General features: G+C 67.7%; 9 protein-coding genes and 1 pseudogene. 3 read left to right on the top strand and 7 right to left on the bottom strand.

Annotated elements, in window-relative coordinates; all coding sequences use genetic code 11:
* Positions 1–48: 48 nt before the first annotated feature.
* Positions 49–2,646 carry a rifamycin-inactivating phosphotransferase gene (rph, locus tag ABD858_RS32015; RefSeq protein WP_345044142.1) on the bottom strand — a complete coding sequence of 866 codons (2,598 nt, stop codon included), beginning with the start codon at positions 2,644–2,646 and terminating at the stop codon, positions 49–51.
* Between the two features lie 1,126 nt (positions 2,647–3,772).
* Here rph and ABD858_RS36980 point away from each other — a divergent pair.
* Positions 3,773–3,922: pseudogene (locus ABD858_RS36980) on the top strand (zinc finger domain-containing protein); the annotation flags it as partial.
* 172 nt (positions 3,923–4,094) lie between these two features.
* Positions 4,095–4,217, top strand: coding sequence for a recombinase family protein (locus ABD858_RS32010; RefSeq protein ID WP_345044139.1), 123 nt, complete (start codon positions 4,095–4,097; stop codon positions 4,215–4,217).
* 358 nt (positions 4,218–4,575) lie between these two features.
* Here ABD858_RS32010 and ABD858_RS32005 read toward each other — a convergent pair whose 3' ends face one another.
* The 6 genes from ABD858_RS32005 to ABD858_RS31980 all read right to left on the bottom strand — a co-directional run bounded on the left by ABD858_RS32005 (position 4,576) and on the right by ABD858_RS31980 (position 11,826).
* Positions 4,576–4,785 (bottom strand): hypothetical protein, encoded by a 210-nt coding sequence (locus ABD858_RS32005; protein ID WP_345044137.1) that lies wholly within the window; start codon positions 4,783–4,785, stop codon positions 4,576–4,578.
* A 760-nt stretch (positions 4,786–5,545) separates the two neighbouring features.
* Positions 5,546–5,911: a hypothetical protein gene (locus ABD858_RS32000; RefSeq protein ID WP_345044134.1), complete on the bottom strand. Its 366-nt coding sequence runs from the start codon at positions 5,909–5,911 to the stop codon at positions 5,546–5,548.
* 314 nt (positions 5,912–6,225) lie between these two features.
* Complete coding sequence (locus ABD858_RS31995) at positions 6,226–6,603, bottom strand: zf-HC2 domain-containing protein (RefSeq protein ID WP_345044131.1); 378 nt, start codon at positions 6,601–6,603, stop codon at positions 6,226–6,228.
* Between the two features lie 232 nt (positions 6,604–6,835).
* Positions 6,836–7,159, bottom strand: coding sequence for a hypothetical protein (locus tag ABD858_RS36975; protein ID WP_425586291.1), 324 nt, complete (start codon positions 7,157–7,159; stop codon positions 6,836–6,838).
* Positions 7,160–7,807: 648 nt separating this feature from the next.
* Entirely contained in the window at positions 7,808–8,743 is a 936-nt protein-coding gene (locus tag ABD858_RS31985; protein ID WP_345045058.1) for a hypothetical protein, read from the bottom strand.
* 401 nt (positions 8,744–9,144) lie between these two features.
* The gene (locus ABD858_RS31980; protein ID WP_425586290.1) at positions 9,145–11,826 is read right to left on the bottom strand and encodes a SpoIIE family protein phosphatase; all 2,682 of its coding nucleotides are present in this window, start codon (positions 11,824–11,826) and stop codon (positions 9,145–9,147) included.
* A gap of 132 nt (positions 11,827–11,958) precedes the next feature.
* Here ABD858_RS31980 and ABD858_RS31975 point away from each other — a divergent pair, with 132 nt between their 5' ends.
* Positions 11,959–13,776, top strand: coding sequence for a hypothetical protein (locus tag ABD858_RS31975; RefSeq protein WP_345044129.1), 1,818 nt, complete (start codon positions 11,959–11,961; stop codon positions 13,774–13,776).
* The last annotated feature ends 152 nt before the right edge of the window (positions 13,777–13,928 follow it).

The raw sequence follows: 13,928 nt of genomic DNA, 5'->3' as shown, positions 1-13,928 counted from the left end.
AGGCCATCCTCGTCCTTCACCATGCGGCAGCGTGAGGTTGGAAAAAGCTCACGGCAGGATCTCGACGTACCCGTCGGTTCCATGCACACGGATCCGTTGCCCGTCCCGGATCAGCCGGGTGGCCTGCTCCACGCCCACGACAGCCGGCAAGCCGTACTCCCGGGCGATCACTGCGCCATGGGTCATCAAGCCGCCCACCTCCGTCACCAGGCCCGCGATTCCGACGAACAGCGGCGACCAGCTGGGGTCCGTGTAGGTCGTGACCAGGATGTCGCCCGCTTCGAGATCGCCCTCCGCCATGTCAAGGATGACGCGGGCCCTTCCCTCTATGGTCCCGGCGGAAACCGCGAGGCCGATCAGGGCACCGGCCGGCACGTCGTCGCGCCGGTACGCCCCGGTGACGGCCTCACCATCCGATGTGAGCACCCGGGGCGGTGTGAGCGCGTGGTACGACCGGAACGCGTCCTTGCGCTGAAGGATGAGCTGGTCATCCACCTGGTTCGAGCGCACGACGTCGTGGAGTTCCTGGAACGTGAGGTAGAAGATGTCCTCCTTCTCAGGAAGCACGTTGGCCTGCACGAGGCGCTCGGCCTCCTCCAGCAGGGCCTGCTTGTAGACGAAGTAGCGGCTGACGATGCCGTACTTCGGGTACTCCCGGTACCCGATGAAGGTTCGGACCCGGTCGATCATCCGCTTGGCCTCGTCGGCTTTCTGGTCCCCGTCCGGCAGGGCCCGCAAGCGTGACAGCACGTCCTGTTCCTTCTTCTGCGCCTTCTGCCGCCCTTGCTCGAAGCGCCGCTCGGCGGCGCCCGGCTCGAAGTTCCTGACGTTGTCGAGGATCACGGGCACGAGCGTGGTGGGGCACTCGCGCCAACGCGGCCTCGTGATGTCGATCTCGCCGACGCAGCGCATGCCGAACCGGTCGAGGTAGGCCTCTATGGCGGCGCGCGCTTCGGTCCCGCCCGCGAGCTTCGCCAGCTCGTCCAGGAAGCCCTCGTCCTCGACGCCCCGCAGGAACGCCACCACCTCCGACTGTGGGCGGATCACGTCCGCGACGTCGAGCAGCGCCAGTCCCATCTCCGACGTGACGTTGTCGGGGGCAGACAGCGTGAGCGTGTCAGCCGCGTTCTTCTCGCCCAGCCACTCCTGCAGCTTGTCGTTGAGCCACCACGTGGCCTCCATCCCCGCCATGATCGCCTGAAGGTTCAGCGGATCACTGAGGACTCGCTTATGCTCCTCGAAGGCCCCCAGCAGGAAGTCGAACAGCGCCGGTCCGGTCTTCGTCCGGATGTCGCGCTCCAGGGCGGCGATGGACACCTGGCTGCGCTCGATCAGCTCGGTGACGATGGCCGGATCGGTCTCGATCGGGGCGGACGCACCGCTGGCCGGCGGCCCGCTGGGACCCGCGTCCGGGAGCGACGAGACGAAATCGTCGCGGTCGAGGACGGTCTCCAGAGCATCCCTGATCAGCGGATCGCCTCTCCCCATGACGTCCAGGAGGCCAGCGCGGCTCGCGGGCGAGGCCAGGCGCCGGGTGACGTCGACGAACAGCCTCCCGCCGGCCTCGTGCATCGGCACCATGGCCGTCAGCTGCCACATGGAGAGCCCCAGAGGCTTCATGGGGTCGGTCATCATCTGCCCATGGCCAACGGAGACGTAGACGTGATTCTCCTGGTCGCCGGTCTCGGGGATGGGGAACAGCGTCGTGATCGGCCGGCTCTGAACGATCTGGAAGCCATCATCGACCAGGCACCATTCGATGTCCTGCGGGCGGCCGAAGTGCGTTTCAATCCGCCGCCCGAGCTGCACGAGCCGTAGGACCTGCGCATCCGTCAGCGCCGGCTGCTCCTGCCGCTGCAAGTCGATCGCCACTTCCTGCGTACCGCCAGCCGGCAGGGCGTGAACGGCACGCTGTTTGGCGGCGATCGCCTTGGCGACGACCTCGCCGTGTCGCACCTTGAAGACGTCCGGGTTCACCAGGCCGGAGACCAGGGCCTCGCCGAGGCCGAAGCCGGCGTCCACGGTGGCGACCTTCCGGTTGCCCGTGACGGGATCGGCCGTGAACATGATGCCGGCCGCATGCGGGAAGACCATCTGCTGCACGACCACGGCCATGTGGACCGTACGGTGGTCGATGCCGTTCCGCTGGCGGTAGGTCACGGCCCGCTCGGTGAACAGCGAGGCCCAGCACCGGCTGACGTGCTGGAGGATCGTCGCTGGCCCCACGACGTTCAAATACGTGTCCTGCTGGCCGGCAAAGGAGGCCGTCGGCAGGTCCTCTGCCGTCGCGCTGGATCGGACGGCGTAGGCGGCCTGCTCACCGAGCTGGTCGAGCGCGCGGGTTATCGCCGCCGCGAGATCGCCCGGGATGGCAATCCCTTCGATGGTCCGACGAATCTGCGCGCTGAGCGTGCGGATCGCCTCCCGGTCGTCCGGGTTCAAGCGCGACAGCTGATCGAGCCGATCGTCGATCGACGGCGCTTCCGCCATGATCCGCCGGAAGGCGTCCGTCGTCACGCAAAAGCCACCCGGCACGCGGATGCCTTCGATCCGCGACAGCCCGCCCAGGTGTGCGCCCTTGCCGCCAACGACCGCGACCGGAATCTCGTCAACGTCTTGAAGATCCAACACGTACTGCTCGATCATCGCGATACCTCCGATGCAGTCGTGTCCGGTTGTACTGCACTGGCCGATCGAATCACCGGCGCCTCCAGCTCTGTCGAACCTCTTGTCAGGCACGTCCTCGTCTCTGGCTGCCCTCCCTCTGACGAGTCGGCCGATCGCTCCGCCCAGTCGGGCGGTGCGCACCCCCGCACCACCGCCCCGAGCACTCGCGACCGCACTGTCAGTCCCACCACTGGTTCAACGTCACCTCGTCCCCCATACGTCGACAACACACGCACGTCGTGCCCCCAATTCCGCAGGTTGTGGCCTCGGCCGACGATTTTGCGCCACCACCCGGGTCTTGCCGCAATCCCCCCAGTGCGTTATACGTTAAGAGTGGCAAGGAGAGAGATCTCTTTTGCCTCTGCTTTTTGCCGTCCGCTGGAACTGACAAGCTTCTCGCGAAGCGGTGACGCGCCGCGTACGGGTTAGCGTCGTTGGCCCAGGCGGATGTCTCATCGGCCTACGGATGCAGCCGCGGAACCAGAAGTTCTTTCCCTTGTCGGCAAGGCCCGAACGCCGTCGAGCGCGCCGTCATCTCCCGATGGTCGTCGCGCCACGCGAAGGTTGGGCCAAGCTCGACAAACGGACCCGCACCGACCAAATCCTCCTCCTGTGCGCCACGAGCCATCCGGCGCACGGACTTCCCGCTCAGCGTGGGCGCCCGCGTCCCGTGCGGCGCTGGCCAGCTTGAGCAGGTGGTGCGCCTCCGACTCGCTCTGCCGAGCGAGTCTCGCAGTCGGGGCGTGCGGGGCGTGAGCGAAGAACCGAAGGCCGCTGTAGGAAGTCTTCGCGTGCATCGGATGCCGGCACTCGGCGCGGCCGGCTTCACCTTTCAGGCCGCTTCCCACGACTGATCGCAACCGAGGTCAGGCAGGTGCACTGACAGTCCACCTCGCGGTCGGATCGGTCGGAATCCCGCAGCCACGACGGAAGTTCGACGAGTGGAGCGCAAAGGCCATGGTCTCAACGCAGCGCTACTCTCACAAACGTTCCTTTGCCCGAGTAAGATCAAATAGCAGCGCTCGAAGACCGCGAAGAACCAGATCGGGTCGCAGAAGCCGTTCTCACTCAAAAGTGACAGGAGTGGGGATCTGCGACTTACGTTGTGTGCGAAAATCCGGGGACGGACTCTCAAGAGCCGTCCCCGTCCGCCGGGTCGGAAGCCGATCTCGTCGAACGCCATCCGTGCCCGAAGTGCAAGGCGGCTCCCGGCTCGCCGTGCCGCTCGCGTAGTGGGGCGGTCGCCTCCGCCTATCACACCGGCCGCTTCACCAAGGTGCGCAAGCTCGCGAAGGAACTGCGGGTGCAGACGCCGGTCGACCGCGGGCCAGGGAAGCCGTGGCGGCCCGGCGCCCTGGTGCCCGCCGCGGTCGATCCGCACCTGCCGAGCGCGGACATCCGCATCGGCTACGCCCGCTGCTCCGCTCTTGGGCAAAATCGACTCGCAGCTGGACGCACTCGCCAAGCACGGCATCCTCTGGGACAAGGTCTTCAGCGAGAAGATCAGCACCCGCATCAGGGTCCGCCCTGCCTTCGAGCAGGCGCTGTAGACCGCACGGGATACGTCGGCGTGGTAGCACTGGCTGTCGGCCCGCAGTACCACGGTGCCGGTGGCCCCTGCCTGTTTCGCTGCGGCCAGGGCCTCGGCGGTGAAACGGGCCGCGCCGCGGGCGTCGGCGGCCTTGCCCCGCCGCTGCCGGACCAGCGATCACCGGCCAGGAGGTCGGGGTGGCCGCGGTCGTCAGGATCGGGTGCTGGGGGCGCCGACCCTTCAGACGGCGCCCTGCTTGGCGTAGCCGTAGACCCGCCGGTGAGTGGGGTCGATGTCCACGAACGCCACGTACCCCGCCGTCGACGGGGCCCGCACCCCGGCAAACAGCCGGCCCATCGCGCCGTGCCAATCCGGGTTCAGATATCGACGATCGAATTCCGTTCGGTATCCACTCTGTACTTGCCGCCGACCATATCGTCGATATCACTCTCTTCGACTTCGGTTTCGAGGACCGACTTTCCGTCTCCGGCGATTGGAACCGCCTTCACGCCTCCTACCGGTCGACCTATCGATATGATACGACCGCTGGCTGTGTCGTGAACGATAAATGCCTTCACCTTCGCCATTTCCTTTCACACCCTTCAGTTGAGTCGGGGTCACTCTTCGGTTGTCACGAGTACAGACCTTCTCATCCTCAGGGCAATGACTCGACTAGCGCGAGAACACGAAAGTTGCAGGAGTTGAAAGGGGCATTGTTCCGGATGTAGATCTTGTAGGCTTTCGTGCCGTCAACGTGCTGGAACGACTCCCCCTGCGTGAGGGTGGCGTGCCCCACCGGATTCGGGACACCCTCGCCCGCGCCCGGGAAAACCACGATACTGAAGGTCACGGCTTCTTTATTCGTGAATCCATGGATGAACCAGTCGGTTGACGAATTCGCCGCTACTGTGTCGTCCACTATTACTCGAACTGGCATAACTACTCCAGACTCTCAAGAACCGCTTGGGTGGCACCGCTAGCACTACGAACCGAGCTGCAACACCTCGCAGCTTCACCATCACAGAATTGACGTAACAATAGTCCCTACCAGCGGACACGTCAGGATCGCGAGCGTCACATCACTCTGCCGTCAACGCCTTCTCAGTATCGCCCTTATGGCCGCCATGCGCCAATGGTGAGGGAGCAGCGGTTCGGACGGCATATTCACGTGGCCCAGGTCATAAACCGCTGGTCCGTATCGTGTCCAGAACCGCGAGCCCACCATGACCCGAAAGAGACGCCCTAACCTCAGTACCAGGACTCTGCTGGTGATGCTGGTAAGCGGCTGACGGCTGGCTGTGCGCGGTGCTCTCTTGAAAATGGTGAGCTTGCGCGCGTTGGGCGGGGTCACGCGGTTGCTTCATCTCGTGGTGCGAGGTCGACGTCGAAGCCGAGAGCGGCGAGCTGCGCGAGGAGGCGTCGCTTCTGCCGGTCTATTCCGAGGCGGTTGGTGAAGTGGTCCGGTCCGAGGTCGCGGTAGGGGACGAGGTCGTGCAGGATGTGCCAGGCTGCGACGAGGATGGAGTGGCCCACGGCGACGGTGGCTCGTTTGACTCCGCGGTGTGGGGCCAGGCGTCGGAATTGGGCGCCAAGGTAAGTGCCCTTGGAGCAGGCGGCGGTGGAGCCGGCGACGTATAAGGCGGTCTTGAGCCAGGGGGTCGTGAGGGCGACGGTGTCTTCGCAGGCGGGCTTGACAGGGAGCCGGGCGGCCATGCCCTGCGGCCCGGGCGCGAACCTCAGAAGCCTCTTGACGCAGGAGAGTCTGACCTTCTCCAGGGAGCCCCCCGTAGGATCAGTGTGCCTCCTGGGACGTAACAACACGGTCGCAGAGTGCATTCGAAGAGCAGATCAACTCCGCTCTTTGGGCCCGGCGTCCGGATATCGCCTCAGGTCGGTGCGTGATCACCTTGTTCGGGTTCACCCGGTTTCGCACTGGGGCATGCACGTGGCCGCCGGCCGCCGCCCCGGGCAACTCCGCCCGCCAGAGACGCTGACCGGCCAGGCCTTTGCGTGGTGGGCAGATGCGCTCACCTGAAGGACGTCGTGGTCCTGCTGACCCATTGGGACAATGTGATCTGCCTGGTCAAGGCCGCTCGGTGGGGCCTGCGGCGACGGGGCGAGGCATGGCCGCAGTCGGCCCGGGTGACCGCGTACATCCGCCGGCTGCGGCCTTTGCCACGGGCCAGAGCGTCACGGAGAAGGTTCAGGTGTGCCGCCACGGCCGCCAGGCAGTCGTGCTCGTCCCGGCATGCGTCGCAGGTCGTCATGTGAGCCCCCACCACGCGCGCCTCATCGGGCGCGAGAGTTTTGAGGGCATGTCCGGCCAGCAGCTCACAGATCGTGCCGCAGTCCCCGACGGCTGTCTCCTCGCCGTCCTTCGTGGTCAGGCAGTGCGCTTCGATCATGGCGAAACCTCCGTTCATAGCCCCAACCATCCCCCAAAAACAGCCCCAGGCGCGTCGTCCCCGCGCAGCGATTCCCGGCTACCACGGCCGCGGTATCCGCCGCGCCGGCCTACGGCCGGGGCACAACACACAACACCGTGCCGGCGACTACGCGGGCAGATGCGGGCGGCCCGGTTCGGCTGCCGGACCGACCAGCCCGCACTGACAGGCGATGACGGCGAGCTGGACACGGTCACGAGCCGCCAGCTTGGTCATGGCCCGATTGACGTGGGTCTTCGCGGTCAGCGGTCTGACAAACAAGACGATCGGAGATCTCCTCGTTGGACAGGCCCATCGCGACCAGGCGCGTCACATCATGTTCCCGCAGCGCCAAACACTCCAGCCGCTCATGCCCGGACACCAGGCAGAGGTCCGGATGCGCCAGAAACCCAAGACCTCTCCCCCGCAGCATAACCACCCACTGTCCACGATCACGGGGGAACTTCCCTGTCCGCGGATGCACCCCCGCCAGCACATGCGCCGTCGTCAAACCACCGGCCGCATCCAGCTCGAGCAACCGCCCCACCAGCACCGGCCGGGATACCGACAGCCCCGCCACCAGTCCCCTGAAGCTCCCGCTCCCCCACCCAGTCCTCCCCGGCCACGCGCCCACCGACAGGAGACCGCCGTGAACCCACCCGCCCCAGAAAAGGATCAGATAGTGCCGTTCCCGCGACAGTGACAAGGGACAAGGGTGTATCGGCCCATGACAGCCGCATCAGCAGTAGACACATGTCCCGTAGGCGCCGAGTCGGCTGCCCAGACCCCGGCCGCATCCTGACGCCTCGGTGCCGGTGAGGCCGCCGTCGTCATCGCCGCCATCGCCGCGGTGACCGTGCTCGCCGTGCTCCAGCGCCCGATCCCGCCCTCCTAACCGCGCTCGTCGCGGCGGTCTGCCTCCTGCTGCTGCCCGGCCGCGCGGGCCGCCTGCTCGCCGCGCTCACTTCCGGCAGCCACGGGTGGGCCGGTCGGGCGACACCGGCATGAGCAGTCACCCGCCGGTCGAGCCAGTCGAACTGGCCGTGTTGCTGGGCTGGTTGCCCAACGCGAAGGGCAAGCGAACCTTCGGCCTCCGCCCCACCCGGCTCACCGGTGCCGAACGCACAACGGCCGGGACACCCTCGGGGGCGTCCCGGCCGTCATTGCCGGTGTGGTGCCGGAGCCGTCAGTGGGCCGACGGGTTGACCGCGCTGATCGTCAGGTCGTCACCGGCGTCGCCGGTCACGGTCACCTTCACGCCGTGGCCCGCGCCCCTGACGCTGCCCTGCGGGTTCGCGGCGCTGTAGTACGCGTTGGGGTTGCTGTCGTCGAACACGGCGATGCCCGGGTTCGACGGGGCGCACGCCTCCTTGGTCACGACGGCCTGCTGGGCGCCCTTCCCGGGCAGGACCTCCTTGTGCAGGCAGGTCACGTCGGTGGCCTCCAGGCCGAACGTCGCGTCGAACGGCTGGCGCCGGTTGCTCGGGCGGGTGCCGTCGTCGTAGGCGAACGGCGCCGGACGGGCGTCGATCACCATTGCCTGGCCGCCGCCCGGGGGGCGCTGACGTTGTTGTCGTCGTACGACCGGTCGACGTACCACCAGCATGCCGTTCTGGAACTTGAAGAACTCCACCCGGCGCGGGGCCGTGATGATGCCCTTGCTGAACTGGTACGGACCCTCGGCGAGAAGTCTGTCGCTGCCGACGTACACGCGGTTCTCCGCCAGGTAGTAGCGCGGGAACGTGGCCGACTCGGTGCCGGCAGGGTGCGTACGCCCAGCCCATCGGACCTCGACCGGAGGGAACCGTGGATCGGAGTGGACTCCGCTGCCCTTCGTTTGTCCGCGCCAGGAGGTTGGCCCAGCTCGGTCAGCCGTTCCCACAGCTGCTGCTCCTGGGCCGGCTGCTCGGCGCCGCGCTCGGCTTCGAAGCGGGCGGCATCGCCGTCCGCTTGCGTGCGCGTCCCCAGTCGCGCCAGAGTGCGGTTGACGCGGAGCTCGGGGCCCATGGCGGCAGGACGGGGGACAGACAGGTGTGCAGGGATGGACCTGGCCACCAAGGAGGTGGCGGTCGCTCGGTTTCTCCACGAGTACCCGCAGGCAGCTGCTGCCGGCCGTGGGCATCCTGCCCTCCACGGGTGTGAGGATGTCCGCTGGTCCGAGTTCCCCGGATGTCCCGCCGAGATCCCGGTGCTGCTGCGTGCCCTTCTCGATCAGGCCGCCGCGTCCGAGGCCGAACGAGTGCTCACCAACTCCATTCTCAACGGCATCACCGAGATGAACGCAGCCATGCCGGCAGTGCTGCCGTTCCTGCTTCGCCTGGCCAGCAACCCGCAGGTTCCTGTGCGGTCCGAACTGCTGGATCTTCTGGTCACGGTCGCTGAGTTTTCCAAGCCAGTCGATGCCGCCGACGAGGTGGCAGTGCGGTGGTTCGGCAGCGACAGCGATCATCCCGAGCGTGAGCAGTGCAAGGCCGTGTTCGCGGAGCGCGCGCCGTCGCCTCCTGGGCCCGCTCGGCGGGTCCGTCATTCGTCCCATTGGCCGAGGAGGACGTCGGCCAGGTCGGTGCCGGGTTCTGCGGCTGCGTGGTGCAAGGACTGCTCCGCCCAGATGATCTTGCCACGGGCGGTGTACCGGGTGCCCCAGCTCTGAGCGAACTGGGCGATCAGGAACAGCCCCCGGCCGCCCTCGTCGGTGGCCGCCGCCCGGCGCAGATGCGGCGAGGTGCTGGAGCCGTCGGCGACCTCGCAGATCAGACTGTCGCAGTCGTACAGCAGGCGCAGCCGGATGGGCTGGGCGCCGTACCGGATGGCGTTGGTGACCAGCTCGCTGACGATCAGCTCGGCAGGGAAGGCCACCTCGTCCAGGCCCCAGGTCTCCAACCGAACGGTGACGTCAGCGCGGACGCGGGGGACGGCCGCCGGATCGGAGGGTACGTCCCAGTCGGCGACCTGGCCGGGGTCCAGCAGCCGGGTGCGGGCGATGAGCAGGGCGACGTCGTCGCGGGGGCGCTCGGGCAGCAGGGCGTCGAAAACCGCCTGGCAGGTCTGTTCCGGGGTGCGGTCGGGGTGGGACAGGGCGTCTCGCAGGAGGTCCAGGCCGGTGTCGAGGTCGCGGTGGCGGTCCTCGATCAGCCCGTCGGTGTACAGGGCCAGCCGGCTGCCCTCAGGCAGCTGCAGTGCGGCGGTTTCGAACGGGAGACTGCCACCCAGGCCCAGGGGTGGTGAGACGGGGATGTCGGGGAAGGTGACAGTTCCGTCGGGGTGGACCAGGGCGGGGCCGAGGTGGCCGGCGCGTGCGATGGTGCACACCCCGGAGACCGGGTCGTAGATCGCGTACAGGCAGGTGGCGCCGGTGATCGCATGCCCGTCCTCTTCGTCGGCGGCCTCGTCGGCGTCGATCCGGGCGACCAGCTCATCCAGGTGGGCCAGTAGCTCGTCAGGGGCCATGTCCAGGGCGGAGAAGTTGTGCACGGCGGTGCGCAGCCGGCCCATGGTGGCCGCTGCGTGCACCCCGTGGCCGACGACGTCGCCGACGACCAGGGCCACCCGGCTGCCGGGCAGCGGGATGACGTCGAACCAGTCCCCGCCCACCCCCGCCTGCGCGGGCAGATATCGGTGGGAGACCTCCAGGGCGCTCTGTTCCGGCAGCCCCCGCGGCAGCAGGCTGCGCTGCAGGGCGACGGCCATGGTGCGCTCGCGGGTGTAGCGACGGGCGTTGTCGATGGCCACCGCCGCCCGGGCGGCCAGCTCCTCGGCGAAGGACAGATCCTCCTCCCCGAAGGCCTCGCAGGCCTCGGCGCGCCAGAAGTCGGCCAGCCCCAGCACCACGCCGCGGGCCCGCAGCGGCACGCTGATCAGCGAGCAGATGCCGTAGTCCAGGACCTGCCGGGCCCGCTCGGGATCCTGGGCCTGCCAGCCGTCCGCCGTGCGCAGGTCGGCCTCGAGGACCGCCCGGCCGCTCGCCACGACCGACGCCATCGGCGTGGTGGGCTCGAATCTGATGAGTTCACCCACCGGGTAGAGCGGCGAGTCCTGCCCGACGCCGCTGGCGGCCGCGCGGCGCATCTCGGTGCTCCCCTCGGCGGGCTCGTCGCCCCGCAGGACCGGCTCCAGCAGCTCGACGGTGACGACGTCGGCGAAGCGCGGGACCGCCACCTCGGCGAGCTCCTGGGCCGTGCGCATCACATCCAGTGTGGTGCCGATCTGCACCCCCGCGTCGTACAGCAGCTTCAAACGCTCCCGGGCCGCCTCCGCCCTGCCCGCCAGCGCCCGTAGCTCGGTGGTGTCCCGCAGCGTCACCGCGCTCCCGGCAGGCCCCCCGTAGGGGGCGGTCGGCCTCACGTTCACCGCCAGCAGACGGTCGCCCGCCAGATGCACCTCATCGGTCGCCTCGCGCTCGGAGATCAACAATTCGGCCATCCGCGGCTCCAAGCCCAGGTTCGTGACATGGCGCCGCTCCACGTCCGCGGGCAGGTCCAGCAGCCGCCGCGCCTCGTCGTTGGCCAGCAGCAGCCGCCCGTCGCCCCCGATGATGAGCACGCCCTCCCGTACCGAGTGCAGCACCGCGTCGTGGTGCTCGTACATCCGGGTGATCTCGGCCGGGCCAAGTCCGCGGGTCTGGCGCAGCAGCCGTCGACTGAGCACTGCCGCTCCGCCCGTGGTGACGGCCACCGCGCCGGCGGTAGCGCCCAGCACGGCCGGCAGCTGCTGTTTGACCCTGTCGCCGACATGCTTGAGCGTGATCCCGGCGCCGACCACGCCGGCCACCGAGCCGTCCGGCCCCTTGACAGGGATGAAGACCCGAACCTGCGGGCCGAGAGAGCCCACAGCCTCCTCGCTTACGGTTCGCCCCGCCAACAGGGGAGCCATGTTGGTGGTGGTGTGTGCGCCGGGGCCGGGCGCGGAAAGGGCGTAGTAGATTCCGTCCCGGTTCAAGACGCCCAGGAAGTCAACGCCTGAGCCCTTCCCGGCCTCCTCGACCCGCGGCTGCAGCACCGCGGTGGGATCGGGTGACTTCAGGGCCTCCACGATTCCTGGAGAGCTGGCAAAGCCCTGCGCGACAGCGAGTGAACGATTGCCGGCCTCGCGGGTGCTCTCACGCTGAGCTGCCAGCGCGAGCATGACAATAGCCGCGATGGCAAGCAGCACCACGACCACCACCTGCAGCACGAACATCTGGCCGACGACGCTACGGACGCTCAGCACCGAAGGCGGGCCCTTTCGCCGGCTGCGAGCGGAACCGTCCGAGGACCGAGCATCCAGGGAAAACTTGGATCGGATTCGAAATCCGCGCATATATCAATCTTGCGCTTGCCTCTCAAGCCCTGAAGCAATCACATGGGCACCGTCACAGACCGATGCCGGGAAGCGCGACGCGGCGGCACGGCGGGGCCGGCAGGGACACGTCCAGGCATCGGAGACGGCCGGTCCGACCGCGTCGAACCGCGCCATGAGGGCACGCACCTTTCCCTCGAAGACGTCCTCTCCTTCTGGATCCACACCCTTCGGGAGGCCGACCTGCTGGCCGACGGGCACACCACCCGCGCCCTGTCCCTGCGCTGGTCCATGGAGCACCATGCGATGTCTCGCCTGAAAGTGCCCACGGTCCGCACCGAGAACCCGGCCCCGATCAGTCAGCACCGGCGCATCGCCCTGATCCGCAAGGTCATGATCAGCGACGAGCTCCCGCCCATGGAGCGGGTCGCCGCCGCACTGATCCTGTTCTATGCCCAACCCATCCGGCGTCTGGTCCGGCTCACCATCCACGACGTCCAGCACGAAGCTGATCAGGTCGCACTCCGGCTCGGCGATCCACCCACCCCAGTCCCCGAGCCCTTCGCCTGCATACTCCTCAACTACATCCACACCGCTCGGCCGAACCGGCCGAACGGCACCGCTCCGGCCGGTGACTGGCTCTTCCCCGGGCGCCGAGCCGGGCAGCCGATGGACCCCGCGAGTCTCGGCAGACAGCTCGCCGTCGCGGGCATCCCCACTCTCCACGGCGGAACCGCGACCCTGCAACAGCTCGTCCTTCAAGCCCCGCCCTCGGTTGTCGCTGGGATGCTCGGCTACCACGCCGTCCACACCGAGGCCGTTGCCGCTCAAGCGGCAGGAACCTGGAAGAAGTACGCCCTGGTGACCACACACGTTGACCCCACGGGCCCCCAGATCCGGGAGCATCGATCGCTCCATCACAGACTCCTCCCGTACTGGGCCCCGGATAGGTCAACGCAGAGGGATGATGGTCTGCGCAAGTCACAGTGCGGGCGATTTCATACGGGGGATGCGGCAGTGATCAAGGTGGAGCGCCACGGGGCGTTCAGCGTCAACTGTGTCGGGTTGGGGCGTCTGCCGTTCCCGTTGAGCTTCAGCGTCCGTGAGGCTGAAGGCTCGTGGATGATCAGCGCGGCGGCCGCCCGGGTCGGAGAGCTGATCGATGTGCTCACCCGCACGGCGAACGACACGGTCGTCGTCGTGAACCTGGCGACGAACAGTTTTCTGCACGAGGACTACCAGCAATGGCGGCCGTCCCTGATCTCAGCAGAGCAAGGGGTTGACTGCACTGTCCACCCGGTCGGGTCATGGGCCTCTGGCTCCATCGAGCTCGGCGAGGAGTTCCTGGTGCTGCACCGGAACAGCCTGCCCCGATTCCTGAGCAACGACTGGTCGCCCTACGAGCTGTCGCTGGTCGACGTGCCGGCGGGCGCGACCCCTGGGCAACTCGATGAGCTCGCTCTAGTTATCGGCACGGCCGTCGGCGACGAGCCAGTCCTCCCTCGCCTCGATGGCTCGCGCTTCTGGTTCTCCGGACACGACGACTGCTACCTAGCGGTGGAATCGACGGATCCGGCCATGCCCTCGTCAATCCTCGGCCGACTGCTGGCCTTGCTGGCCGGGTCCGCTCTGCTCGGTGCCAGTGGAGCCTCATCAGTGAGCGTCCCGGAACCGGACGGTGCGCTGCCAGAGCAGCTAATTGCTGAGAGCCCCCATTGGATCGGAGTCGTCGGGAACGCGTCCGGGACCACGGCGACAGTCAAGTTGTCGGCTCTGTCTCAGCGGTGGCGCCTTGGCCAGCAGCTACCGGAGCGGACCGGCTATACAGCGACGCTCGACCTGGCCCACGACGTGTGGCATCTCGCGGCCGATGAGCCTTAAGGGCGCGCCTTCAGCCTCGCCGGTGACAGCAAGTGACGCTGCGAAGCCTGGCCAAGCAGACTCAGATCACCCGATCACAGACTCCTACCAGTACGATCCCCCGGGACCCCCTCGAGTTCGTGAAAACTGAAGGAGTTTCAGAGGGAACCCGC

It is taken from the genome of Streptomyces sannanensis, assembly GCF_039536205.1.
In the GTDB taxonomy this organism is placed as follows: Bacteria; Actinomycetota; Actinomycetes; order Streptomycetales; family Streptomycetaceae; genus Streptomyces; species Streptomyces sannanensis.
The sequence above is the reverse complement of the archived record's forward strand: the minus strand, read 5'-3'. Positions and strand labels throughout refer to the sequence as shown.

Bases quoted from the DNA above. Each gene is read 5' to 3' on its own strand.
- rph (WP_345044142.1), bottom strand. From the start codon at position 2,646: ATGATCGAGCAGTACGTGTTGGATCTTCAAGACGTTGACGAGATTCCG.
- ABD858_RS32005 (WP_345044137.1), bottom strand. From the start codon at position 4,785: ATGGCGAAGGTGAAGGCATTTATCGTTCACGACACAGCCAGCGGTCGT.
- ABD858_RS32000 (WP_345044134.1), bottom strand. From the start codon at position 5,911: ATGGCCGCCCGGCTCCCTGTCAAGCCCGCCTGCGAAGACACCGTCGCC.
- ABD858_RS31995 (WP_345044131.1), bottom strand. From the start codon at position 6,603: ATGATCGAAGCGCACTGCCTGACCACGAAGGACGGCGAGGAGACAGCC.
- ABD858_RS31985 (WP_345045058.1), bottom strand. From the start codon at position 8,743: ATGCCCACGGCCGGCAGCAGCTGCCTGCGGGTACTCGTGGAGAAACCG.
- ABD858_RS31975 (WP_345044129.1), top strand. From the start codon at position 11,959: ATGGGCACCGTCACAGACCGATGCCGGGAAGCGCGACGCGGCGGCACG.